The sequence below is a fragment of the Xanthomonas sp. CFBP 8445 genome, from assembly GCF_025666235.1.
GTDB classification, from domain to species: Bacteria; Pseudomonadota; Gammaproteobacteria; order Xanthomonadales; family Xanthomonadaceae; genus Xanthomonas_A; species Xanthomonas_A indica.
The window spans coordinates 3,955,257-3,979,416 of the sequence record NZ_CP102594.1 but is presented as its reverse complement, the minus strand read 5'-3'; the positions used below and the strand labels follow the sequence as shown (position 1 = coordinate 3,979,416).

General features: G+C 70.8%; 20 protein-coding genes, 1 other RNA gene and 1 pseudogene. 17 read left to right on the top strand and 5 right to left on the bottom strand.

From position 1 onward, the window contains the following. The first annotated feature begins 3 nt into the window (after positions 1–3). Positions 4–504 carry an AAA family ATPase gene (locus NUG21_RS17145; RefSeq protein WP_263391490.1) on the top strand — a complete coding sequence of 167 codons (501 nt, stop codon included), beginning with the start codon at positions 4–6 and terminating at the stop codon, positions 502–504. 395 nt (positions 505–899) lie between these two features. Here the strand turns inward: NUG21_RS17145 and NUG21_RS17140 are convergent, their stop codons facing one another. Genes NUG21_RS17140 through NUG21_RS17125 form a run of 4 tightly spaced genes read right to left on the bottom strand, consistent with a single transcriptional unit; the run spans position 900 to position 4,920 of the window. Then, positions 900–2,285, bottom strand: a complete 1,386-nt coding sequence (locus NUG21_RS17140) for an FAD-binding oxidoreductase (protein ID WP_263391489.1) — start codon at positions 2,283–2,285, stop codon at positions 900–902. Continuing rightward, a complete protein-coding gene (locus NUG21_RS17135; protein WP_263391488.1) occupies positions 2,282–2,836 on the bottom strand; it encodes a metal-dependent hydrolase in 555 nt (184 codons plus the stop codon). Before NUG21_RS17135 ends, NUG21_RS17140 begins: the two co-directional genes overlap by 4 nt. Before the next feature lies 1 nt (position 2,837). Then, the gene (locus tag NUG21_RS17130; protein ID WP_160948109.1) at positions 2,838–3,206 is read right to left on the bottom strand and encodes a YraN family protein; all 369 of its coding nucleotides are present in this window, start codon (positions 3,204–3,206) and stop codon (positions 2,838–2,840) included. Beyond that, on the bottom strand, positions 3,196–4,920 hold the full coding sequence (locus NUG21_RS17125; protein ID WP_160948108.1) for a penicillin-binding protein activator: 1,725 nt from the start codon (positions 4,918–4,920) through the stop codon (positions 3,196–3,198). The genes NUG21_RS17130 and NUG21_RS17125 overlap by 11 nt, the downstream gene beginning before the upstream one ends. A gap of 81 nt (positions 4,921–5,001) precedes the next feature. Between NUG21_RS17125 and rsmI the strand changes: the two genes are divergently transcribed. Beyond that, positions 5,002–5,826, top strand: a complete 825-nt coding sequence (gene rsmI / locus NUG21_RS17120) for a 16S rRNA (cytidine(1402)-2'-O)-methyltransferase (protein ID WP_160948107.1) — start codon at positions 5,002–5,004, stop codon at positions 5,824–5,826. A 72-nt stretch (positions 5,827–5,898) separates the two neighbouring features. After that, an RNA gene (rnpB, locus tag NUG21_RS17115) (RNase P RNA component class A) lies at positions 5,899–6,265 on the top strand. A gap of 229 nt (positions 6,266–6,494) precedes the next feature. Here rnpB and NUG21_RS17110 read toward each other — a convergent pair. Next, a complete protein-coding gene (locus tag NUG21_RS17110; RefSeq protein ID WP_160948106.1) occupies positions 6,495–7,280 on the bottom strand; it encodes an NRDE family protein in 786 nt (261 codons plus the stop codon). Between the two features lie 371 nt (positions 7,281–7,651). On the opposite strand from NUG21_RS17110, the gene NUG21_RS17105 reads away from it, so the two are divergent. The 14 genes and pseudogenes from NUG21_RS17105 to ftsZ all read left to right on the top strand — a co-directional run bounded on the left by NUG21_RS17105 (position 7,652) and on the right by ftsZ (position 23,961). Continuing rightward, positions 7,652–8,053 (top strand): division/cell wall cluster transcriptional repressor MraZ, encoded by a 402-nt coding sequence (locus NUG21_RS17105; protein WP_010344444.1) that lies wholly within the window; start codon positions 7,652–7,654, stop codon positions 8,051–8,053. 14 nt (positions 8,054–8,067) lie between these two features. Continuing rightward, positions 8,068–9,117: a 16S rRNA (cytosine(1402)-N(4))-methyltransferase RsmH gene (gene rsmH, locus NUG21_RS17100; RefSeq protein WP_263393110.1), complete on the top strand. Its 1,050-nt coding sequence runs from the start codon at positions 8,068–8,070 to the stop codon at positions 9,115–9,117. Beyond that, complete coding sequence (gene ftsL, locus NUG21_RS17095) at positions 9,114–9,377, top strand: cell division protein FtsL (RefSeq protein ID WP_010344441.1); 264 nt, start codon at positions 9,114–9,116, stop codon at positions 9,375–9,377. Before rsmH ends, ftsL begins: the two co-directional genes overlap by 4 nt. Then, positions 9,374–11,242, top strand: a complete 1,869-nt coding sequence (locus NUG21_RS17090) for a peptidoglycan D,D-transpeptidase FtsI family protein (protein WP_263391487.1) — start codon at positions 9,374–9,376, stop codon at positions 11,240–11,242. Before ftsL ends, NUG21_RS17090 begins: the two co-directional genes overlap by 4 nt. Then, positions 11,239–12,723, top strand: coding sequence for a UDP-N-acetylmuramoyl-L-alanyl-D-glutamate--2,6-diaminopimelate ligase (locus NUG21_RS17085; RefSeq protein WP_263391486.1), 1,485 nt, complete (start codon positions 11,239–11,241; stop codon positions 12,721–12,723). The genes NUG21_RS17090 and NUG21_RS17085 overlap by 4 nt, the downstream gene beginning before the upstream one ends. Next, complete coding sequence (murF, locus tag NUG21_RS17080; protein WP_263391485.1) at positions 12,720–14,213, top strand: UDP-N-acetylmuramoyl-tripeptide--D-alanyl-D-alanine ligase; 1,494 nt, start codon at positions 12,720–12,722, stop codon at positions 14,211–14,213. The genes NUG21_RS17085 and murF overlap by 4 nt, the downstream gene beginning before the upstream one ends. Further along, positions 14,203–15,288 (top strand): phospho-N-acetylmuramoyl-pentapeptide-transferase, encoded by a 1,086-nt coding sequence (gene mraY / locus NUG21_RS17075; RefSeq protein ID WP_010344435.1) that lies wholly within the window; start codon positions 14,203–14,205, stop codon positions 15,286–15,288. The genes murF and mraY overlap by 11 nt, the downstream gene beginning before the upstream one ends. Then, positions 15,288–16,610, top strand: coding sequence for a putative lipid II flippase FtsW (gene ftsW, locus NUG21_RS17070; RefSeq protein ID WP_048490518.1), 1,323 nt, complete (start codon positions 15,288–15,290; stop codon positions 16,608–16,610). The genes mraY and ftsW overlap by 1 nt, the downstream gene beginning before the upstream one ends. Beyond that, positions 16,607–17,854 (top strand): undecaprenyldiphospho-muramoylpentapeptide beta-N-acetylglucosaminyltransferase, encoded by a 1,248-nt coding sequence (gene murG / locus NUG21_RS17065; RefSeq protein ID WP_263391484.1) that lies wholly within the window; start codon positions 16,607–16,609, stop codon positions 17,852–17,854. The genes ftsW and murG overlap by 4 nt, the downstream gene beginning before the upstream one ends. Further along, positions 17,851–19,287 carry a UDP-N-acetylmuramate--L-alanine ligase gene (gene murC / locus NUG21_RS17060; protein WP_263391483.1) on the top strand — a complete coding sequence of 479 codons (1,437 nt, stop codon included), beginning with the start codon at positions 17,851–17,853 and terminating at the stop codon, positions 19,285–19,287. Before murG ends, murC begins: the two co-directional genes overlap by 4 nt. Further along, positions 19,284–20,225 (top strand): D-alanine--D-alanine ligase, encoded by a 942-nt coding sequence (locus NUG21_RS17055; RefSeq protein ID WP_263391482.1) that lies wholly within the window; start codon positions 19,284–19,286, stop codon positions 20,223–20,225. The genes murC and NUG21_RS17055 overlap by 4 nt, the downstream gene beginning before the upstream one ends. A 127-nt stretch (positions 20,226–20,352) precedes the next feature. After that, positions 20,353–21,030: pseudogene (locus NUG21_RS17050) on the top strand (cell division protein FtsQ/DivIB); the annotation flags it as partial. A gap of 173 nt (positions 21,031–21,203) precedes the next feature. Next, entirely contained in the window at positions 21,204–22,439 is a 1,236-nt protein-coding gene (gene ftsA, locus NUG21_RS17045; protein ID WP_010340121.1) for a cell division protein FtsA, read from the top strand. A gap of 295 nt (positions 22,440–22,734) precedes the next feature. Then, a complete protein-coding gene (gene ftsZ / locus NUG21_RS17040) occupies positions 22,735–23,961 on the top strand; it encodes a cell division protein FtsZ (protein WP_263391480.1) in 1,227 nt (408 codons plus the stop codon). The last annotated feature ends 199 nt before the right edge of the window (positions 23,962–24,160 follow it).

Sequence of the window (24,160 nt, the reverse complement as noted above, 5' to 3'; positions counted from 1 at the left end):
CAGATGACCGTGTGCTCCCTTCCCATCGTGGTCAACCCGGACCACTTCCTGCAAACGGAATGTGGCCGCGAGTGGACACCGGAACGCAACCAAGCCGCGTGGCGGCAAAGCCACGATGCCCTGACGACGATCCTCGCCGGTGCGTGCGAATCCGCCGGCACTTGGACGGTCGTCATCGTGTGCGGCCTGCAGGGCGCGGGCAAGACCACGTGGATTGCGCGGCAACCGGTACGGCCATGCACTGTCTACTTCGATGCGGCGCTGCCCGGTGCCCGGCATCGGGCACCGATCATCGCCATTGCGAACGCGGCCGGCGCCCGGATCGAGATCGTCTGGATCAAGGTCGCACTGCCCGTTGCGCTTGCGCGGAACCTGCAGCGGGCAGCGGACGAACAGGTTCCGGAGGAGGCGATCCGCTCGGTGCACGACCTCTTCGAAGCGCCGACGCTCGCCGAAGGGGCCGATCACGTCAGCGTGGTCACGCCTGCCGAGCAGGCGCCTTGAAAGCTGCATTCGCGGCAGTAGTGTCCGGCAGGGCACATCGCCGCCGCGCACCGCATCGGTCGACGGCAGCGATAGCGCCATGCCATTGCTTGTGCCGCGATCGCCCGGTCCATCGTAGGAGCGGCTTCAGCCGCGACCGTCGTCTTACCGGTGATGCCCGTCGCGGCTGAGGCCGCTCCTACAACGGCATGGCGGCATGGCGACGTTGCAATGGATCAGCACGCGAAAGACGCTGTTGCGAATCCCGAATCCCGAATCCCGAATCCCGAATCCCGAATCCCGAATCCCGAATCCTGAACCCCGAACCCCGAACCCCGAACCCCGAACCCCGAACCCCGAACCCCCAATCCCCAATCCCCAATCCCCAATCCCCAATCCCCAATCCCCAATCCCCCTCAAGGCTCCGGCAACACCTTCCCCGGATTGAGGATCCCATCCGGATCCAGCGCGCGCTTGATCGCGCGCATCGCGTCCAGGGTGGCGGCGTCGAAGGCCTGGTCCATGTAGTCGCGCTTGGCCACGCCGATGCCGTGCTCGCCGGACAGCGTGCCCTCCAGCGCCAGTACCAGCGCGAACAGCCGCGGCAGAGCGGCCTGCGCACGCGCGGTTTCGGCGGCGTCGTCCGGCGCGTACATGATGTTGACGTGCAGGTTGCCGTTGCCGGCATGGCCGAAGGCGACGATCGGCAGGTCGAACTCGGCGGCCAGCGCTTCCACGCCGGCGACCAGCTCGGGGATGCGCGACACTGGCACCACCACGTCTTCGTTGATCTTGCCCGGGCGGATCGTGCGCAGCGCCGGCGACAGCGCGCGGCGTGCGGCCCACAGGCGATCGCGCGCGCTGCCGTCGGCGGCCACGTCTAGTGCCAGCAGGCCGTCGCCCTCGGCCGCCGCGCCCAGCGCCTGCAGCGCGTAGGGCAGGGTGTCGTGGTCGCCGTCGGCCTCGATCAACAGCATCGCGCCGGCCTCGGGCACGTCGCTGCCGTTGCGGCGCAGCAGCGCGATCGCGCTGCGGTCCATGAACTCCAGCATGGTCGGCGTGCTCGGCTGCGCCATCAGCCGCGACACCGCGGCGGCGGCACCGGCGGCGTCGCGGTACAACGCGCGCAGCCCGGCCTGCGCCAGCGGCCGCGGCGACAGCTTCAGCGTCGCTTCCACGATCAGCGCCAGGGTGCCCTCGCTGCCGACCAGCAGGTGGGTCAGGTCGTAGCCGGTGGCGTCCTTGGTGTAGGCGCCGCCGCAGCGGATCACCTCGCCGCTGCCGGTCACCGCGACCAGGCCGAGCACGTTGTCGCGGGTGGCGCCGTACTTCACCGCGCGCGGCCCGCCGGCATTGGTCGACAGGTTGCCGCCGACGCTGCAGATCTCCGCGCTGGACGGGTCCGGCGGCCAGAACAGCCCGTGCGGCGCCAGCGCTTGCTGCAGGTCGCCGTTGAGCACGCCGGGTTCCACCACTGCGCAGCGGTCCGCCGGGCGCAGTTGCACGATGCGGTTCATGCGCGCGAACGACAGCACCACGCCACCGGAGAACGGCACCGCGGCGCCGGCGGTACCGGTGCCGGCACCGCGCGCCACCAGCGGCACGCGGTGCGCGCGGCAGGCGCGCACGATCGCCTGCACCTGTTCGCGGGTCTGCGGCAGCGCCACCGCGTCGGCCAGCGCCCAGCGCCGCGAATCGTCTTCGCCGTAGCTGCGCCGGCTGTCGGCGTCGGTGCGCCAGCCCTCTGGGCCGAGCAGGGTGGCGAGGGTGTCGGTGAGCGCGGCGGGCAGCGGTGTGGTCATGACGAAGGCGGCGAAGAGGAAGACGCGGTGGGCGAGGGCGGCTGCAGCAGTTTCCAGGTGAGCACCGCCAGCGCCAGCGGCAGCCACACCCAGCGCAGTTCCGACAGCAGCGTGGCCAGGCCGCGCGCGCTGAAGAAGCCGTTGGCGAACGGCGAGACCCGGATCGGCCGCCACGGCGCGAACCAGCGCTGCTCGCTCCACGGCCAGGCCAGGGCCACGCCGAGGCCGCCGGAGGTCATCGCGTCGAGCAACGGGTGCGAGGCGGTGCAAACGAACAGCCAGGTGGCCGCCTGCAATGCGCCGGCGCGCAGGGGCCGGTGCAGCAGCGCGCCGAGCGCGCCCAGCACCGCGGCGAACAGCAGCGAGTGGCTGGCGCCGCGATGGCCGAAGGCGTCGGCGTAGGGGATGTGCAGGGCGAAGCCGAGCACGTCGGCGTCGGGCAGCATCGCCGCGACGATGCCGGCGCCGAGCAGGCGCGTGGAGATGCGCCCGCGATCGGCGGCGGCCCACAGCGCCAGCGGCACCGCGGCGTGGGTGAAGATGCTGGGCATCTCAGCAATCCTCGGCGCGGAACGCGTCGCGCAGCCAGGTCAGCCGCGGCGGGTCGCCTTCGGCCTCGACCACGTCGAAGCGGCATGGCCAGCTGGCGTACTGCGGATGCGCGGCCAGGAACAGTTGCGCCGCCAGCAGCAGGCGGCGGCGCTTGCGCAGGTCCACCGAGGCCGCGCCACCGCCGAACGCGGTGCTGCGCCGGTAGCGCACTTCGACGAAGACCAAGCTCTGCGCCTGCTGCATCACCAGGTCCAGCTCGCCGCCGCGGAAGGCGACGTTGGCGGCGATCAAGCGCAGGCCGGCGCGCTCCAGTTCGGCGCGCGCCGCCGCTTCCACCGCGTTGCCGCGTCGGCGCCGCTCAGTTTCCATCGGGCAGCGGGGTCGGGCGCCCGCCGCTGAAGGTGGACCAGGCCGGGGTGCGCACGATGTTGCCGAAGCCGTCCAGGTGCAGCACGCCGGTGGCGCCGCGCAGGGCGCTGTCCTTGCCGGTCGCCAGCTTCTCCAGGTACGCGGTGATCTGCCAGGCGTCGTAGCCGAACGCGAACAGGCGCCCGGCCGGGCCGCGCGCGGTCGGCAGCATGTCGGCCACGCTGGTCGCCGCCGGCAGGCCGCCGACGCCGCGCACGTTCCACAGTTCGCTGGGGTAGACGATGCCGTCCAGCACCAGGTCGTCCTCCGGCTTGCCGGTGCCCAGCACCAGCTGCGAGGTCGCGACCCGGGTCTTGCCGGCGAAACCGGCCAGTGCCAGCTGCGGCGCCAGCGCGCGGGCGGTAGTGCCCTTCACCGCCAGCAGCACCGAGTCGGCGGCGCCGGCGTTGCGCAGTTGCGCAGCGATGTCGCCGGGCGTCTCGGCCACGCTGATGCTGCCGGCGACCTTGCCGCCACGCTCGCTGAAGCGGTCGCGGAACGCGGCCACCGCACGGCGGCCGTTGTCGTCGTTGCTGCCGATCACCAACGTATTGCTGCGCTCGTGCGCCAGCAGGTACTCGGCGGCGGCGATGCCGTCGTCCTCCGGCGCCAGGGAGAAGCCGGCGCTGCCGCCGGGCGGGGCGTGGGTGCCGCGGTTCAGCGCCAGCACCGGCACCGGCAGCGCGTCGCGCGCGAACAGCGCGGTGACCTCGTCGCGGCCGAGCGGGCCGACCACGAAGTCGGCGCCGCCATCGACCGCCTTCTGGTAAGCGGCCAGCGCCCCGGCCGGGGTGCCGGTGGTGTCGATGAAGTCGATCGGCGGGCGCCGCCGGGTCTCGCCGTAATAGCCGGCGAGCAGGCCGTCGCGCACCGGCGCGGCCGCGGTGGCCAGGCTGCCGCTCAACGGCAGCAGCACCGCCAGCTTGGCCGGCGGGCGGTAGCCGTCGCGCTCGGCCGGCGGCCGCTTGCTGGTGTCGAAGCCCCACTGCTCGCCGCGGTCGAACGGGCGCGGCAGTGCCAGGCCGCGGCTCAGCAGGGCGCGGCCGACGAAGTTGTACAGCGGGTCGCCGGCCGGCAGCGCGCCGGCGCGCGCCTGCAGGGTGGCGTCGTTGAGCGTGGCCAGCTGGCGCACGATGGCGCGCTGGTTGTCGCTGCGCGCCTGGCCGCTGAGGCCGTTGTCGGCGCGGGCGCGTTCGTCCAGCGCCGCGTTGGCGTCGCCGGTGCCTTCCAGCGCCTGCGCGCGGGCCAGGTGCCAGCGCGCGCGCAGGTTCTGCGGCACCGCCTGCGGATCGCTGCCCAGCGCCTGCAGCGCCTTGGCCGGCTGGCGGTCGGCCAGGGCCAGCTCGGCCTCGACCAGTGCCACCCGCACCTTGCTCAGCGGCGGCAACTGCCGCGTCTGTACCTGCGCCAGCAGGCTGCGCGCGCGGGCGGCGTCGCCGGCCTCGTACCAGGCGAAGGCGGCGTCGCCCAGCAACTGGTTGCGGGCGCTGCCGGTGGCGCCGGCGGCCTGCGCCTCGAGCTGCTGCGCCGCGTCCCGCGGCTTGCCCTGGTCCAGCAGCGCCAGCGCCGCCGATTGGGCCGGCGAGGCGCTCGGCGTCACGCTGGAGGTGGCGCAGCCGGCGATGAGCAACGCCAGCAGCGACAGGGCGGAAATCCTTGCGAATCGCTTGTTCATTTCTGGTCCATTCGGCTGGGCACGCCGGGCGCGCCGGGGAAAACCGCTACGATTCTACCCTTGACCATGGAAAGCCCGTAGATGAGCGCCCAGCCCGGAACCCTGCACGTCGTCGCCACGCCGATCGGCAACCTCGCCGACCTGACGCCGCGCGCCCAGGAGACCCTGCGCACGGTGGCGGCGATCTGTGCCGAGGACACCCGCCGCAGCGGCCAGTTGCTGGCCCACTTCGGGATCGAGCGGCCGCTGCTGGCGCTGCATGAACACAACGAGGAGGCGCTGTCGCAGCGTATCGTCGCGCGCCTGCTGGAGGGGCAGTCGCTGGCCCTGGTCAGCGACGCCGGCACCCCGCTGGTCAGCGACCCCGGCTATCGCCTGGTGCGCGCCGCGCGCGCGGCCGGGGTGCGGGTCAGCCCGGTCCCGGGCGCCTGCGCAGCGATCGCCGCGCTCAGCGTGGCCGGCCTGCCCAGCGACCGCTTCGCCTTCGAGGGCTTCCTGCCGGCCAAGGCCTCGGCGCGGCGCGAGCGCCTGGTCCGGTTGGCCAGCGAGCCACGCACCCTGGTGTTCTACGAAGCCTCGCACCGCATTGCCGAGTCCCTGGCCGATTGCCGCGCCGCCTTCGGCGACGCCCGCCCGGCGGTGCTGGCGCGCGAACTGACCAAATTGTTCGAAACCGTGCTCGACGGCACCCTGGCCGACCTGCACGCGCGGGTCGAGGCCGACGACAACCAGCGCAAGGGCGAGTTCGTGCTGATGGTGCAGGGCGCCGGCGACGATGCCGACGCGCAGTTGGCCGAAGGCCGCCGCGTCTACGCCAAGCTCAGCGAACACCTGCCGCCGTCCACCGCCGCCAAGCTCGCCGCCGAACTGACCGGCGCTTCGCGCAAGGCCTTGTACGGCGGGTAAGGCAACGCGCAGCGCCTGCCTGCTGGCGATCAGGAACATGTTGCCGACTGCACGTGCGACAATAGGCACGGCGGAGCCGGCCAGACAGTCGCGTCATCCAATCGCATTTCGGTGCGGCGGGATGCCGAGGAAAGTCCGGGCTCCATAGGGCAAGGTGCCAGGTAACGCCTGGGCGGCGCGAGCCGACGGACTAGTGCAACAGAAAGATACCGCCTACGTCTGCGCAAGCAGGCCGGTAAGGGTGAAATGGTGCGGTAAGAGCGCACCGCGAGTCCGGTAACGGACCGGCACGGCAAACCCCACCTGGAGCAAGACCAAATAGGGACCTCATGGCGCGGCCCGCGTCGGGTCCGGGTAGGTTGCTTGAGCGTACCGGTGACGGTGCGCCTAGAAGAATGACTGTCCACGACAGAACCCGGCTTATCGGTCGGCTCCGCCACTTTCTTCTTTTACAGACGCGCTCTGGCGCTCGCTTGTGCTGCGCGCCTGTCAGGTGCTGACGCCGGCGGCGTCATGGATCCCGGCTGGTCGCCGTCTCCATGTTGCTTCCCTCCGCCGTCGCCGTGTTTCCCTTGTGGGAGGGACTTCAGTCCCGACTGCAGTCACCCGACGGGCCAGCGCTGTTCCGCCACGCCACCGCCGCCGGGGTCGATGCCTGAGCGCAGGCGTCACTGCTTCCCGGTATCCGTCCCCAGGTTCCGGTTCTCCAGGCGCGTCTCGCCCAGAAACACCCCGTCCGGGCCGAACCGGCGCTCGTGGATCCAGCCATGGCCGGCGGCGTCGACCGCGACGATGGTGCTGGCGCGGGTGCCGTAGTCGTGGCCGCGGATGAAGGCCGGCGACAGCCGCCGCTCCAGGTCCGGGCCGACCCCGGTGTCGGGGAGGTCGGCCGGGTCGGCCAGGGTCTCGTCGGCCAGCGCCCGCCACAGCGGGGCCAGGTCGTCGTCGCCGGCGGCGATCCAGGCGGTCACCGCCGCGCGCAGGCGCAGGGTCTTCGGCCAGGGCGCGTCGAGCGCGCCGTTGGACATGCCGTGGACGCCGGGCGCCAGGGCGCTGCGGCCGGGCGGGTGGTTGCCCACGTAGGCGGCGCCGGCGGCATCGGCCAGCAGCAGGTTGAACGGCGGATAGGCGTCGGCGCGCGCCGCCAGCGCGTCGGCAAAGGCCGCGGCCGGCTCCGCGCCGGTCAGGTAGTCGGCGATCAGGGCGCCGCGCGAGGCGCCGGACATCGCCGCCAGCGGGTCGCGCACGTTGGTGACCACGGCGCAGCGGCCGGCGTCGTCCAGTCCCACCCAGGTACCGCCGGAGCGCAGGTCGCGTCCGGCCAGCAGGCGCTGCGCCGGGGCCGGCCAGCGCTGCAGCGGCGCGGTCGGACGGGCGTGGAATTCGTCGCGGTTGCCGACCAGCAGCAAGCGCCATCGCGGGTGCGCAGCGTGCGCGAGAACGACCAGACACATGCGCCGCAGTGTGCGCGCTTGCGCAACGCGGCGCGAGTGCAGGGGGCATGTCGATGGCCGGTGACGGCGGCCTTAACGTCCCGTACACGGGCCTGAATTTCCGTTCAATCTCAAAATTTGAGACGAAACAGTAACTTGTGGATAAGCCTTGAACAAGTCTCTAAAGATCGTTGCAAACCATTGATCCCGCTAGCGATTTACCGCTCGCAAAGTTGTTGACAACCCGTTGCGCGCTGCTAAGGTGGGCACTTGAGGGGAAACCGGGTTTTTTGTGGTTTTTCGTGGTTCAATGACCGCCCAGGCGGATTCGGAAAGGTGCAGGCGTCGTGTTTCAGGGCGAGACCGCAATCACTGTGGACGACAAGGGGCGTATGGCGGTTCCCACCGCGTACCGCGACCTCGTCGCGCGCGTGAGCGGCAATCGGCTGGTGCTGACCTACAACCCGTTCGAGGCCGGCTGCCTGTGGCTGTATGCGGAGAAGGAGTGGGAGCGGGTCCGTGACGACGTCATGGCCAAGCCCAACACCCAGCGCGTGGTGCGGGTCCTGCAGCAGAAGCTGGTGGGTTCGTCGGCCGCGCTGGAGCTGGATGCCAACGCCCGCATCACCATTCCGCCGAGCCATCGCGCCGCGGTGGGCATTGAAAAGCGCGCCGTGCTGTTGGGCATGGGCGACAAGTTCGAACTGTGGAGCGAGCAGGCTCATCGCGCACTGATCCAGCAGACGTTGTCTGACGAGGATCTGGGCGATGGATTGCTCGATCTGAAGTTGTGAGTCGGGGTGTCCGGATGCGCGGACAGGCGCAGGCCGGTCACCTCCCGGTGTCGCAACCATCGGTGGCGCATGTGCCGGTGTTGTTCGCGCAGGTCCTGGACGGGCTGCAGGTGATCGAAAACGGAATCTATCTGGATGGCACGTTCGGGCGTGGCGGACACGCGCGCGGGGTGCTGCACAAACTCGGCCCAGGAGGCCGGCTGCTGGTGATGGACAAGGACCCCGAGGCGATCGCCGAAGCCGAACATGCGTTCGGCGCCGACGCGCGCGTGTCCATCTATCGCGGCAGCTTCGCCGAACTGGGCCACTGGGACGCCGCGGTCGCCCTGGACGGGGTGCTGTTCGACCTGGGCGTGTCTTCGCCGCAGCTGGACGTGGCCGCGCGCGGCTTCTCCTTCGGCAAGGACGGCCCGCTGGACATGCGCATGGACCCGGACGCCGGCGAGAGCGCGGCGCAGTGGCTGGCGCGCGCCGACGAGCGCGAGATCGCCGACGTGCTGTGGACCTACGGCGAAGAGCGGCAAAGCCGGCGCATCGCCCGCGCCATCGTCGCCCGCCGCGAGAAGCAGCCGCTGACCCGCACCGCCGAACTGGCCGACCTGATCGCCAGCGTGATGCCGCGCGGCGACAGCAAGACCCACCCGGCCACGCGCAGCTTCCAGGCCATCCGCATCCACATCAACCGCGAGCTGGCCGATCTGGAAACCGGCCTGGACGCGGCGCTGGCCCGGCTCAAGCCCGGCGGCCGTCTGGCGGTGATCAGCTTCCACTCGCTGGAAGATCGCATCGTCAAGCAGTTCATGCAGCGCCATGCCAAGGCCCCGCCGAGCAACCGCCGCCTGCCCGAGGCCACGACCTTCGTGCCGACCCTGCGCCTGCACGGCGGCGCGATCAAGGCCGACGCCGACGAACTGGCGGCGAACCCGCGCGCGCGCAGCGCGGTGCTGCGAGTGGCTGAGAAGCTGGGATTGGGGATTCGGGATTCGGGATTCGAGCAGCGCTCCTCCCCAATCCCCAATCCCGAATCCCCAATCCCGGCGTCTCCGCAAGGAGACGCAACATGAGCCGGCTGCTGCTGCTCGTGCTGCTCGCCTGCACCATCGCCTCGGCGATCGGGGTGGTGTACATGCGCCATCGCCATCGCCAGTTGTTCGTGGAGCTGTCGCGGCTGGAGCACAACCGCGACGAGCTGAACATCGAGTTCGGCCGGCTGCAGCTGGAGCAGGCGACCTGGGCCGAGAGCAATCGCGTCGACCAGGTCGCGCGCGAGCGGCTGGGGATGAAGTTCCCCGAGACCGGCGACATCGTGGTGGTGCGCCCGTGAACAAGACCGGCCGCAACCGCCCCCGCAGCAACTTCAACCTGCGCGGCCGCCTGGCGCTGGTCGGCGCGGCGCTGGGCCTGTGCTCGGTGACGCTGATCGGACGCGCGGCCTACGTGCAGTTGATCAACAGCGACTTCTACCAGCGCCAGGGCGAGGCGCGCTACCTGCGCGAACTGCCGATCGCCACCTCGCGCGGCATGATCACCGACCGCAACGGCGAGCCGCTGGCGGTGTCCACGCCGGTGGAATCGATCTGGGTCAACCCGCAGGAACTGCTGCGCAGCCCGGACCGCATCCCGCAGTTGGCGCAGGCGCTGGAGCTGCCGGTCGACGAACTGACCGCCAAGCTGTCGCAGAAGGCGGACAAGGAGTTCATGTACCTCAAGCGCCGGATCAATCCGGACAAGGCGCATGCGGTGGTCGCGCTGGGCATTCCCGGCGTGTTCTCGCAGCGCGAATTCCGCCGCTTCTACCCGCAGGGCGAAGCGATGGCGCACGTGCTGGGCTTCACCAACATCGACGACCGCGGTCAGGAAGGGCTGGAGCTGGCGTTCGATTCCTGGCTGCGCGGCAAGCCGGGCGCCAAGCGGGTGATCCGCGACCGCAAGGGTGCGATCGTCGAGAGCATCGACCTGGTCAAGCCGGCGCAGCCGGGCAAGGACCTGACCCTGAGCATCGACCGCCGCATCCAGTTCCTGGCCTACAAGGAACTGCGCAACGCGCTGGTCGAGAACAAGGCCGCCGGCGGCTCGATCGTGATCATGGACGTGGCCACCGGCGAGATCCTGGCCATGGTCAACCTGCCGACCTACAACCCCAATGCGGTCAACGGGGTCAACCCGGACGTGCGCCGCAACCGCGCGGTCACCGACCTGGTCGAGCCGGGCTCGACGATGAAGCCGCTGACCATCTCCACCGCGCTCAAGGCCGGGGTGGTGACCAAGGACACGCTGATCGACACCAACCCCGGCTACATGTCCGTGGGCCGCTTCACGATCAAGGACGTGCCGCGCAACAACGGCGTGCTGACCGTGACCGGGGTGATCACCCGCAGTTCCAACATCGGCGCGGCGAAGATCGCGGCCAAGCTGCCGGACCAGACCTTCTACGACCAGGTCCACAGCTACGGCTACGGCAGCTCCCCGCACAGCGGCTTCCCCGGCGAATCGGCCGGCGTGTTCCCGTCGCCGGCGCGCTGGAGCGGTTCGTCCAAGACCACCATGTCCTACGGCTACGGCCTGTCGGTGACGCCGCTGCAGATCGCCCGTGCCTATTGCGCGCTGGGCAACGGCGGCCGCCTGGTCACTCCGACCTTCGTCAAGGGCCAGCACGAGGACAGCAAGCAGGTGCTGGACCCGGCGATCGCCAAGGAAGTGGTGGCGATGATGGAGACCGTGGTGACCCAGGGCGGCGCCAAGGGCGCGGCGATCCTGGGCTACCACGTGGCCGGCAAGACCGGCACCGCGCGCAAGGCCGGCCCCGGCGGCTACGAGCGCGGCCACTACAACGCGCTGTTCGCGGGACTGGTGCCGGCGAGCAACCCGCGCTTTGCCACGGTCATCGTCATCAACGACCCGCAGGGCGCCAAGTATTATGGCGGCCTGGTGTCGGCGCCGGTGTTCCACAACGTAATGGAAGGCGCGCTGCGCCTGATGGACGTGCCGCCGGACGACATCCAGTCGTGGCTGGCCGCACAGGCCGCCGGCAAGAGCGGCCATGCGCCGCCGCCGGCACCGGTGGAGCCGGATCCGGCCACCGTGCCTGACGCCGCCGCCGAGGTCGACGCCGCACTGCCCAGCGCGCGCGCCGTGGCGCCGCCGGCCCCGGCCGCGTTGCCGGCACCGCTGCAGGAGACCCGCCAGTGACCCGCGCCATGTCGCTGTCGCAACTGCTGCCGGGCGTGGCGCTGCCGCACGATGTGCAGGTGTCCGGGCTGGTCATGGACAGCCGCGCAGTGCGCCCGGGCGACGCCTTCGTGGCGATCGCCGGGTTCGGCGCGCACGGCCTGGGCTTCGTCGAGCAGGCGCGCGCCAACGGCGCCGTCGCCGTGCTGTACGACCCGCCGGCCCCGGCCGAGCTGCCGGCGCCGGCCGACGCGATCGCGGTGCCGGGCCTGCGTGCGCGTATGGGCGCGATGGCCGACCAGTTCCACGGCCATCCGTCGCAGACCATGACCATGGTCGGGGTCACCGGCACCAACGGCAAGACCTCCACCGTGCAGTTGCTGGCGCAGGCCTGGCACCTGCTGGGCACGCGCAGCGGCAGCATCGGCACGCTCGGCGCCGGCCTGTACGGGCAGGTGCAGCCGACCGGCTTCACCACGCCGCTGGTGCTGCCGCTGCACGCGCTGCTGGCGCAGCTGCGCGACGCCGGCGCGCAGGCGGTGGCGATGGAAGTCAGCTCGCACGCGCTCGACCAGGGCCGCGTGGACGCGGTGCATTTCGACGTGGCGGTGTTCACCAATCTCACCCGCGATCATCTCGACTACCACGGCGACATGGCCGGCTACGGCGCGGCCAAGGCGCGTCTGTTCGCCACGCCGGGGCTGAAGTCGGCGGTGATCAACCTGGACGATGCGTTCGGCCGCGAGTTGCTGGCCACGCTGGATCCGGCGCTGCGCCGCATCGCGGTTAGTTCGCGCGGCCAGGACGGCGCCGAGGTGCGCGCCGAGGCGCTGCGCCTGGACGCGCGCGGCATCGGCTTCACCCTGGTGATCGGCGAGGAGCGGCATCCGCTGCAGTCGCCGTTGCTGGGCCGTTTCAACGTCGACAACCTGCTGGCCGTGGCTGGCGCGCTGCATGCGCTGGACGTGGCGCCGGTGCGCATCGCCGCCACCCTGGCGCAACTGCAGCCGATCCGCGGGCGCATGAACCGCCTTGGCGGCGACGGCGCGCAGCCGCTGGTGGTGGTCGACTACGCGCACACCCCCGACGCGCTGGAGCAGGCGCTGCAGAGCCTGCGCGCGCACGCGCAGGGCCGCATCACCTGCGTGTTCGGCTGCGGCGGCGAGCGCGACACCGGCAAGCGTCCGCAGATGGCGGCGATCGCGCAGCGCCTGGCCGAGCGCGTGGTGGTCACCGACGACAACCCGCGTGGCGAGGACGGCGATGCCATCGTCGCCGACATCCTGGCCGGCTTCGACGGCATGCAGACGGTGCAGGTGCAGCGCGACCGCGCGCAGGCGATCGCCACGGCGGTCGCCGCCGCCGGCGCCGACGACATTGTGCTGATCGCCGGCAAGGGCCACGAGCCCTACCAGGAGATCGCCGGCGTGCGCCATCCGTTCGACGATACCGAGGTCGCCGCGCAGGCCCTGCGCGCGCATGCGGCGGAGGCGGCCCGATGAAGCGCCTGCCGTTGTCGATGATCGCGCACTGGGCCGGCGCCGAGCTGCATGGCGACGACGTGGCGATCGACGCGATCAGCCACGACACCCGCAGCCTGGCCGCCGGCAGCCTGTACGTGGCGCTGCGTGGCGAGCGTTTCGACGGCCACGCCTTCGTTGCCGATGCCGCCGCGCGCGGCGCCAGCGCCTTGCTGGTGGAGCGCGTGCAGCCGCAGATCGAACTGCCGCAGATCGTTGCCGCCGACACCGAACTGGCGTTGGCGCGCATCGCCGCCGGCATGCAGCGCGGCCGCGCCACCCGCGTGGCCGCGATCACCGGCAGCAACGGCAAGACCAGCGTCAAGGCACTGCTGCTGGCGATCCTGCAGCACGCCTGCCGCATCGACGGCGGCAGCGTCTACGCCAATCCCGGCAACCGCAACAACGAGATCGGCCTGCCGCTGGCGGTGATCGAGGCGCCGGACGACGCCGACTACGCCATCTACGAAATGGGCGCCGGCAAGCCGGGCGACATCGCCTATCTCACCGACATCGCGCCGCCGCAGGTGTCGCTGGTCAACAACATCGCCGCCGCGCACCTGGAGCGCATGGGCAGCCTGCTCGGCGTGGCGCAGACCAAGGGCGCCATCTACACCGCGCTGCCGGCCGACGGCACTGCGGTGATCAATGCCGACGATGCCTTCGGCCTGTGGTTCGAGCAGCGCCTGCCGACGGGCGAGGCGCGGCCGCAGGTGCTGCGCTTCGGCCTGCAGCCGGGTGCCGAGATCGGTGCCGCGCAGGTGCGCATGGCCGCCGACCGTACCCAGTTCGTGCTGACCACCCCGCGTGGCGATGTCGAGGCGACGCTGCCGCTGCCGGGCCGGCACAACCTGCAGAACGCCCTGGCCGCCGCCGCGCTGGCGCTGGCGCTGGGCGTGGCGCCGGCACGCATCGCCGGCGGCCTGGCGCAGGTGCAGCCGGTCCCCGGTCGGCAGATCACCCACACGCTGCCCAACGGCGCGGTGCTGATCGACGATAGCTACAACGCCAACCCCGGCTCGCTGGCCGCGGCGATCGACGCGCTGGCCGCAGCCGGCGGCGAGCGCTGGCTGGTGCTGGGCGACATGCGCGAACTCGGCGCCGGCGCCGAAGCGCTGCACGCCAGCGGCGGCCGCCGCGCGCGCGACGCCGGGCTGACCCGGCTGTACGCGCTGGGCCCGCTCAGTGCCCACGCCGCGCAGGCCTTCGGCGAGAACGGCCGGGTGTTCGACAGCCACGCGGCGCTGATCGAGGCGCTGCAGCGTGATCTGGCGGCCGTGGCCGGCACGCGACAAACGCAGGATCAAGAGCAGGAAGTGAAGCAGATGCATGAGACCACCGGCGCGCCGTCCCATGGCGCGCTCCAGCCGGCCGCGGCCACGCTCCTCGTCAAGGGCTCGCGCGGCAGCGCCATGGACACCGTGGTGCGTGCGCTGCTGAACCAGGCACAGGAGGCGCCGCATGCTGCTTGAACTCGCCCGCTGGCTGCAGCAGCTCGAAAGCATGTTCGGGCTGTTCGGCTATCTGACCTTCCGCGGCATCCTCGCGGCGCTGACCTCGCTGTTCCTGTCGCTGTGGCTGGGCCCGGCGGTGATCCGCAAGCTGGCGCAGTTCAAGGGCGGCCAGCCGATCCGCCAGGACGGCCCGCAGACCCACTTCTCCAAGGCCGGCACCCCGACCATGGGCGGCTCGCTGATCCTGCTCACCGTGCTGCTGTCGGTGCTGCTGTGGGGCGACCTGCGCAACCGCTACGTGTGGCTGGTGCTGGCGGTGATGCTGGCGTTCGGCGTGATCGGCTGGTACGACGACTGGATCAAGATCGTGCGCCGCGACCCGAACGGGCTGAAGTCGCGCTGGAAGTACCTGCTGCAGTCGATCTTCGGTCTGGCTGCCGGCCTGTTCCTGTACTACACCGCCGACGTGCCGGCGGCGATCACCTTCTACATCCCGATGTTCAAGTCGATCGCGCTGCCGCTGGCCGGGATCAGCTTCGTCGCCATCGCCTACTTCTGGATCGTCGGCTTCTCCAATGCGGTCAACCTGACCGACGGCCTGGACGGCCTGGCGATCATGCCGACCGTGCTGGTGGCCTGCGCGCTGGGCGTGTTCGCCTATGCCTCGGGCAACGCGGTGTTCTCCGCCTACCTGAAGATCCCGACCATCCCCGGCGCCGGCGAACTGATCATCATCTGCGCGGCGATCGCCGGCGCGGGCCTGGGCTTCCTGTGGTTCAACACCTACCCGGCGATGGTGTTCATGGGCGACATCGGCGCGCTGGCGCTGGGCGCGGTGCTGGGCACCATCGCGGTGATCGTGCGCCAGGAACTGGTGCTGGTGATCATGGGCGGCGTGTTCGTCATCGAGACCCTATCGGTGATGATCCAGGTCGCCTCGTTCAAGCTCACCGGCAAGCGCGTGTTCCGCATGGCGCCGATCCACCACCACTTCGAGCTGAAGGGCTGGCCGGAGCCGCGGGTGATCGTGCGCTTCTGGATCATTTCGGTGGTGCTGGTGCTGGTCGGCCTGGCCACGTTGAAGGTGCGCTGATGAACGACGCTGCCCGCCAAGCGACCCGCCTGGAGGCCATCGGTGGCCGCTACGACCCGTGGCTGCTCGGCGCCGCGGTGGCGCTGGCGTCGCTGGGCGTGGTGATGGTCGGCTCCAGCTCGATCGAGCTGACCACCAGCCCGTTCTACTACCTCAGCCGCCACCTGCTGTTCCTGGCCGGCGGTGTCGGCCTGGCGATCTGGGCGATGCGCACGGAGCTGAAGAACATCGAGCAGTACAACCAGTTGCTGCTGCTGGCCTGCTTCGGCCTGCTGCTGGTGGTGTTCGTGCCCGGTCTCGGCAGCACCGTCAACGGCGCGCGGCGCTGGATCAACCTGGGCATCTCGCGCTTCCAGACCGTGGAAGCGGTGAAGGTGCTGTACATCGTGTGGCTGTCCAGCTACCTGGTGCGCTTCCGCGACGAGGTCAACGCGACCTGGCCGGCGATGCTCAAGCCGCTGGGCGTGGCGGTGGCGCTGGTCGGCCTGCTGCTGCTGCAGCCGGACTTCGGTTCCTCCACGCTGCTGCTGGCGATCACCGCCGGCATGCTGGTGCTGGGCGGGGTGAACCTGCCGCGCATGTCGATGCCGATCGTGATCGGCCTGCCGGTGTTCGCCTTCATCGCGATCCTCGAGCCCTACCGCCTGCGCCGCATCACCTCGTTCCTGGATCCGTGGGCCGATCAGCTCGGCTCCGGCTACCAGCTGTCCAACGCGCTGATGGCGGTGGGTCGCGGCGAACTGTTCGGGGTCGGCCTGGGCGGCTCGGTGCAGAAGCTCAACTACCTGCCGGAAGCGCACACCGACTTCATCTTCTCGGTCATCGCCGAGGAACTGGGCTTCGTCGGCGTGTGCCTGATCATCTCGCTGTACGCGCTGCTGGTCGGCCGCGCGTTCTGGCTGGGCATGCGCTGCGTGGAGATGAAGCGCCATTTCTCCGGCTACATCGCCTTCGGCATCGGCCTGTGGATCAGCCTGCAGAGCTTCGTCTCGGTCGGCGTGAACCTGGGCATCCTGCCGACCAAGGGCCTGACCCTGCCGCTGATCTCCGCCGGCGGTTCCAGCGTGCTGATGACCTGCGTGGCGATGGGCCTGCTGCTGCGCGTGTCCTACGAACTCAACCGCGCCGAGCGCCAGGTGGCGCTGGTGCGCAGCGACGCGGCGATGCCGGTCAAGCAGACCGTGGACAACGCCGAGGACCTGCACGCCGCGCGCGAGGCCAGCGCCAGCGCGGTCGCCGCGGCGATCCAGGGCGGCGCCCCGGGGCGCGGCACCAGCCGCATGCAGCCGCGCGTCGAACCCACGTTCGGGAGGCTGGGATGAGCACGGTGCAGGGCAGTCGTCCGGTGATGATCCTCGCCGGCGGCACCGGCGGACACATCTTCCCCGCGCTGGCCGTGGCCAAGGTGCTGCGCGCGCGCGGCGTGCCGGTGGTGTGGCTGGGCGCGGCCGGGCGCATGGAAACGCGGCTGGTGCCGGAGCACGGCATCGAGCTGGACACGATCGAGATCGGTGGACTGCGCGGCAAGGGCGCACTGGCGCTGTTCGGCGCGCCGGTGCGGGTGCTGCGCGCGGTGCGCGCCGCCGGCTTCGTGCTGCGCCGGCGCGCGCCGCGCGCGGTGATCAGCTTCGGCGGCTTCGCTGCCGGCCCAGGCGGTCTGGCCGCGCGGCTGCTCAAGCTGCCGCTGCTGGTGCACGAACAGAACCGCGCGCCGGGCCTGACCAACAAGGTGCTGGCGCGCGTCGCGCGGCGCGTGCTGACCGGCTTCCCCGGCAGCTTCGCCACGCGTGAGGAAGCGGTAGGCAACCCGGTGCGCGCCGAGATCGCCGCACTGGCGCCGCCGGCGCAGCGCCTGGCCGCGCGCGGCGGCGCGCCGCGGCTGCTGGTGCTGGGCGGCAGCCAGGGCGCGCGCGCGCTCAACCAGGCGCTGCCGCAGGCGCTGGCCGCGCTCGGCGTGGCGGTCGACGTGCGCCACCAGTGCGGCGAAGCGCTGCGCGAGGAAGCCGCGCGTGCCTACGCCGACGCCGGCGTCGCCGCCAGCGTCGAAGCCTTCATTGGCGACATGGCCGCCGCCTACGCCTGGGCCGACCTGGTGGTGTGTCGCGCCGGCGCCTCGACCCTGGCCGAACTGTGCGCGGTCGGCATCGGCAGCGTGCTGGTGCCGTTCGCCGCCGCCGTCGACGACCACCAGACCCGCAACGCCGAATACCTGGTCGAGCGCGGCGCCGCCGTGCTGCTGAAGCAGGACGACGCCCTGGCCGAGCACCTGCAGCGCGTGCTGCGCGACCTGCTGGCACAGCCCGCACAGCGCCTGGCCATGGCCGAGGCCGCACGCCAACTGGCCAAGCCCGACGCCGCCGAGCGCATCGCGGACATCGTGATGGAAGAAGCCGGGAATGGAGAACCGGGAATGGGGAATGGGTACAAGCACAATCAAGGGCAGAATCACGCAGTGACACACGCAGACACGAACACGCGGCAGGCGCGGATCGCCGCCAGCGCTTCGCTTTTCCCGAATCCCGAATCCCGATTCCCGAATCCCGCCTCCGCAGGAGGCCAACAATGATCCGCCGTCTCCACGACACCGGCGACCTGGTCCGCGCGTTCCCGCGCGTGCACTTCGTCGGCATCGGCGGTACCGGCATGAGCGGCATTGCCGAGGTCATGCTGACCCTGGGTTATGAGGTTTCCGGCTCGGACAACGCCGACAACGCGGCGACCCGGCGCCTGGTCAAGCTCGGCGCACGGGTGATGCGCGGACATTCGGCCGCCAACGTGCTCGGCACCGACTGCGTGGTGGTGTCCAGCGCGATCCGCGAGGACAACCCGGAACTGATGGAAGCGCGCAGCCAGCGCATTCCGATCATGCCGCGTGCGGCGATGCTGGCCGAGCTGATGCGCTTCCGTCGCGGTATTGCGGTGGCCGGCACTCACGGCAAGACCACCACCACCAGCCTGGCCGCGGCGGTGCTCAGCGAAGGCGGGCTGGACCCGACCTTCGTGATCGGCGGCCAGTTGCTCGCCGCCGGCGCCAACGCCAAGCTCGGCGGCGGCCAGTGGCTGGTGGCCGAGGCCGACGAGAGCGACGGCAGCTTCCTGCGCCTGAACCCGCTGATCTCGGTCATCACCAACATCGATGCCGACCACCTGGAGAACTACGGCAACGACTTCGCCCGCGTCCAGGCCGCGTTCGCCGAGTTCCTGCAGCGCCTGCCGTTCTACGGGCTGGCCGTGCTGTGCATCGACGATCCGGAAGTGGCCGCGCTGGCGGCGAAGACGCCGCGCCACGTGATGAGCTACGGCCTCAGCGAGAACGCCGACGTGCGTGCCGAGAACGTGGTCCAGGACGGTCCGCGCATGCGCTTCACCCTGCGTCTGCCGGAAGGCAGCAGCATCCCGGTGACCCTGGCGCTGCCGGGCCGCCACAACGTGCTCAACGCCCTGGCCGCCGCCGCCATCGGCTGGCAGCTGGGCGTGGCGCCGGAGGCGATCGCCAGTGCGCTGCAGGGCTTCGCCGGCATCGGCCGTCGCTTCAACGACCTGGGCGAAGTGACCACCGCTGGCGGCGTGCGCGTGCGCGTGGTCGACGACTACGGCCATCATCCGCGCGAGCTGGCCGCGGTGTTCGCCGCCGCCCGTGGCGGCTGGCCGGACAAGCGGCTGGTGGTCGCATTCCAGCCGCATCGCTACAGCCGCACCCGCGACCAGTTCGACGCCTTCGCCGCGGTGCTGTCGGAGGTGGACGCGCTGGTGCTCAGCGAGGTCTACCCGGCCGGCGAGGCGCCGATCCCGGGGGCCGACGCGCGTTCGCTGGCGCGCGCGATCCGTGCGCGCGGCCGCAGCGAGCCGGTCGTGGTCGGCCAGGTCGGCGAACTCGGCAGCGTGCTGCCGGACGTGCTGCAGGACGGTGACCTGCTGCTGATGATGGGGGCGGGCGACATCGGCTACGTCGCCCAGCACATCGCCCAGCACGGCTTCGCCGTGGGAGCGGACGCATGAGCGCGCAGCCCCTGCCGCCGCCGCGCGTCACCGACCCGGCCGCGTTCGGCCGCGTCGCCGTGCTGCTCGGCGGCACGTCCAGCGAGCGCGAAGTGTCGCTGAACTCCGGCGCCAATGTGCTCGAGGCGCTGCGCAGCCGCGGCGTCGACGCGCAGCCGGTGGACGGCATCCCGGCGTTGCTGGAGCGCATCCGCGCCGGCGCGGTGGATCGCGTGTTCAACATCCTGCATGGCGGCGACGGCGAGAACGGCGTGCTGCAGGGCCTGTTGCGCGCGCTGCAGGTGCCGTTCACCGGCCCGGACGTGCTCGGCAGCGCGTTGACCCTGGACAAGATCCGCACCAAGCAGGTGTGGATCGCCGCCGGCCTGCCGACCCCGGGGTTCGCCCGCATCGACGCCAAGGCCGACCTGGCCGCGGCGGCTGCCGCGCTGGGCTACCCGCTGTTCGTCAAGCCGGCCTGCGAAGGCTCCAGCGTCGGCGTGTTCCGCGTGCTGGCCGAGGCAGACCTGGCGCCGGTGCGCGCCTTCGCCGCCGACTACCACGGCGAACTGCTGATGGAGCAGATGGTGCAGGGCGAGGAATACACCGTCGGCATCCTCGGCGACATCGCGCTGCCGTCGATCCGCATCGTCCCCGCCGGCGACTGGTACGACTACCACGCCAAGTACATCGCCGAGGACACCCAGTACCTGTGCCCGGGCATGGATGGCGAGGACGAGGTCCAGATCCGCCAGCTTGCCCTGCAGGCGTTCGCCGCTGCCGGCTGCAGCGGCTGGGGCCGCGTCGACGTGATGCGCGACCGCGTGCGCGGCCTGCAGCTGATCGAGGTCAACACCGCCCCGGGCATGACCAGCCACTCGCTGGTGCCCAAGGCCGCAGCGCAACTGGGCGTGGATTTCGCCGGCCTGTGCTGGCGCATCCTGGAGCAGACGCTGTGAAGCCGGGATTGGGGATTCGGGATTGGGGATTCGCACGGCGTGCGCTTCGCGCTGTCGTGGCGTCCTGCTGCGCGCGTTGCGCCAATCCCCAATTCCCGATCCCCAATCCCGCGCGCGGAGCGCGCCCATGAACGCCTCCCTGCGCATCCTCGCCTGGCTGCTGGCGCTGGCCCTGGTCGCGCTGCCGATCGTGGCCGTGCTCAATGGCTGGGTCGGCGCCGAGCGTTGGCCGCTGAGCCGGCTGCAGGTCAGCGGCGACTTCAAGCGCGTGTCCGCCGAGCAGTTGCGTCAGGTGGTGCTGCCGTATGCGCGCCGCGGCTTCTTCGCGGTGCACCTGCAGGATGCGCAGGACGCGATCGAGCGCCTGCCGTGGGTGGAGAGTGCGCGCGTGCGCAAGCGCTGGCCGGACGTGCTGGAAGTGCGCGTCGTCGAGCACCGTCCGTTCGCGCGCTGGGGCGAAGACCGCATGCTGTCCGAGCAGGGCCGCATCTTCGCCCTGCCCAACGAACTGCGCGACGTGGCCCTGCCGCACCTGGCCGGCCCCGACGCCAAGGCCGCCGACGTGGTCGCGCTGTACAACGCCTCGCGCGCGCTGTTCGCGCCGGTCGGTTTGCCGGTGCAGGGCGTGGCCCTGGACGCCCGCGGCAGCTGGTCGCTGGCGCTGGGCAATGGCGTGCAGGTGGTGGTCGGCCGCGACGACGCACGCGCCCGCCTGGAGCGCTTCGCCCGCGTGCTGCCGCAACTGCTGCAGCCGGGCCAGCCGCCGCTGGCGCGCGCCGACCTGCGCTACACCAACGGATTCACGGTGGCATGGGTGCCCGAGAGCAAAGAGCCGAGCAAGGAGCCGGGCAAGGAGAAGAAGCCCGCGGCGCCGGCACAGCCCACACGCCATGCGGCACTTGCCGACCCTCCGTCCCGTCGCGAGAGCCCGCTCTTCTCCCTTCCCCATTCCCGATTCTCTATTCCCGGCTCCAAGACATGAACCGCAAAGGCGACAAATCCCTCATCGTTGGACTGGACATCGGCACCTCCAAGGTCGTCGCGCTGGTCGGCGAATACTCGCCCGGCAATCCGATCGAGGTGATCGGCATCGGTTCGCATGAGTCGCGCGGCCTCAAGCGCGGCGTGGTCGTGGACATCGAATCCACCGTGCAGTCGATCCAGCGCGCGATCGAGGAAGCCGAGCTGATGGCCGGCTGCGAGATCCGCTCGGTGTACGCATCGATCTCCGGCAACCACGTGCAGTGCAAGAACTCGCCGGGCATCGTCCCGATCCGCGACGGCGAGGTGACCTGGAACGATCTGGATCGCGTGCTGGAAGCGGCCAAGGCGGTGGCGATCCCGGCCGACCAGCGCATCCTCCACGCGATCCCGCGCGAGTATGTGCTGGACGATTCGCAGGAAGGCATCCGCAACCCGGTCGGCATGACCGGCGTGCGCCTGGAGGTGCACGCGCACCTGGTGGTGTGCGCGCAGTCGGCCGCGGCCAACATCAGCAAGTGCGTGCAGCGCTGCGGCCTGCAGGTGGACGACCTGATCCTGTCCTCGCTGGCGTCCTCGGTGGCGGTGCTGACCGCCGACGAGCGCGAGCTGGGCGTGGTGCTGGTGGACATGGGCGCCGGCACCACCGATCTGGCGGTGTTCGTGCAGGGCGCGATCTGCCACACCGCCTCGCTGCCGATCGCCGGCGACCATGTCACCAACGACATCGCGCACATGCTGCGCACGCCGACCCCGGAAGCCGAGCAGATCAAGGTGCGCTACGCCTGCGCGCTGGCGCAGCTGGCCACCGCGGAAGAAAGCATCCAGGTGCCCAGCGTCGGCGACCGCCCGCCGCGGCGCATGCCGCGCCATTCGCTGGCGCAGGCGGTGCAGGGCCGCTACGAGGAAATCTTCGAGATGGTGCAGGCCGAACTGCGCCGCTCCGGCTTCGAGGAACTGGTGCGCGCCGGCATGGTGCTCACCGGCGGCGCCTCGAAGATGGAAGGCGTGGTCGAACTGGCCGAGGAAATGGTGCAGATGCCGGTGCGCGTGGGCATTCCCCAGCACGTCACCGGCCTGGGCGAAGTCGTCGGCAACCCGGTCCACGCCACCGGCGTGGGCCTGCTGCTGATGGGCAGCCAGATCGAACACCCGCGCCGCCCGTCGCTGCCGACCGGCCGCGCCGGCAGCTTGTTCAAGAAATTGAAGAACTGGTATCGCGGCGAGTTTTGAGAGCCGGGAATGGTGAATCGGGAATTGGGAATGGGTAAGAGCAAAAGCAAAGGCAGTGCTGTGGTGAGATCGGTGGAGAGCGGTGAGAGAAGGTAGGTAGGCGTGGTTTTTTTGCAATTCCGCTGAGGAAAAGGTCCCGGGCTGGAGACGCGCTGTTGCGATTCCCCACTCCCGATTCCCCATTCCCAGCTTCCAAACAACAACACTCGCTGAAATGCGGGTGTCGGGCAGGCGGACGGAGCGATCCGATTCCCCATTCCCGATTCCCCATTCACAGCTCAAAGAGGAAACGGACATGGCGCATTTCGAACTGATTGAAAAGATGGCACCCAATGCAGTGATCAAGGTCGTTGGCGTGGGCGGCGGTGGCGGCAACGCGGTCGCGCACATGGTCAGCAGCAGCGTGGACGGCGTGGAATTCATCACCGCCAACACCGACTCGCAGGCGATCAAGAACTGCGGCGCCAAGCTGCAGCTGCAGCTCGGCACCAACGTCACCAAGGGCCTGGGCGCGGGCGCGAACCCGGAAGTCGGCCGCCAGGCCGCGCTGGAAGACCGCGAGCGCATCATGGACGCGCTGCAGGGCGCGGACATGGTGTTCATCACCGCCGGCATGGGCGGCGGCACCGGCACCGGCGCCGCGCCGGTGGTGGCGCAGCTGGCCAAGGAAATGGGCATCCTGACCGTGGCCGTGGTCACCAAGCCGTTCCCGTTCGAAGGCCGCCGCCGCATGCAGGTGGCGCTGAAGGGCATCGAGGAACTGAGCCAGCACTGCGACTCGCTGATCACCATTCCGAATGAAAAACTGATCACCGTGCTCGGCCGCAACGCCACCATGATCCAGGCGTTCCGCGCCGCCAACGACGTGCTGCAGGGCGCGGTGCAGGGCATTGCCGACCTGATCGTGCGTCCGGGCCTGATCAACGTCGACTTCGCCGACGTGCGCACCGTGATGTCGGAAATGGGCCTGGCGATGATGGGCACCGGCTCGGCCCGCGGCGACGACCGCGCGCAGGCCGCCGCCGAAGCGGCGATCCAGAACCCGCTGCTGGACGACGTCAACCTGGCCGGCGCCAACGGCATCCTGGTCAACATCACCGCCGGCCCGGACTTCACCATGGCCGAGTTCGACGAGATCGGCCGCACCATCGAAGGCTTCTCCTCCGAGGACGCCACCGTGGTGGTCGGCACCGTGCTGGATCCGGACATGCAGGACGAAGTGCGCGTGACCGTGGTCGCCACCGGCCTGAACCGTGCGGTGTCGCGCCAGTCGCAGCGCCCGGAACAGCGCGCGCCGATCAAGCTGGTGCGCAACGCCACCACCGGCCAGCCGGAGTTCGGCGACTTCGAGCATGGCGGCGACGCCGTGTCCAAGGCGGTCGGCGGTGCGATGGGCCTGGGCCTGCGTCGTCCGAGCGGCGACGGCATGAGCGCGGCGCCGTCCGCACCGGCGCCGGCCGCGGCCGATCTGCCGAGCGACTACCTGGACATCCCGGCGTTTCTGCGCCGCCAGGCCGACTGAGGTCTGCGTCATCGGCCGGCGTCCGCGCCGGCCCGCAATACCGCCGTCCGGGAGCGCCTCCCTGGCCGGCGCGCCGTGTCCCTTGCTGCCGGGTCCTCGCGACCCGGCAGGTTTTTGCGACCGCGACGCCGGCACGGGCCAGCGTTGCAACCATGGGATGCTGTGACCGCTTTGTTAAAATTTGGCTAAACGCGTGATA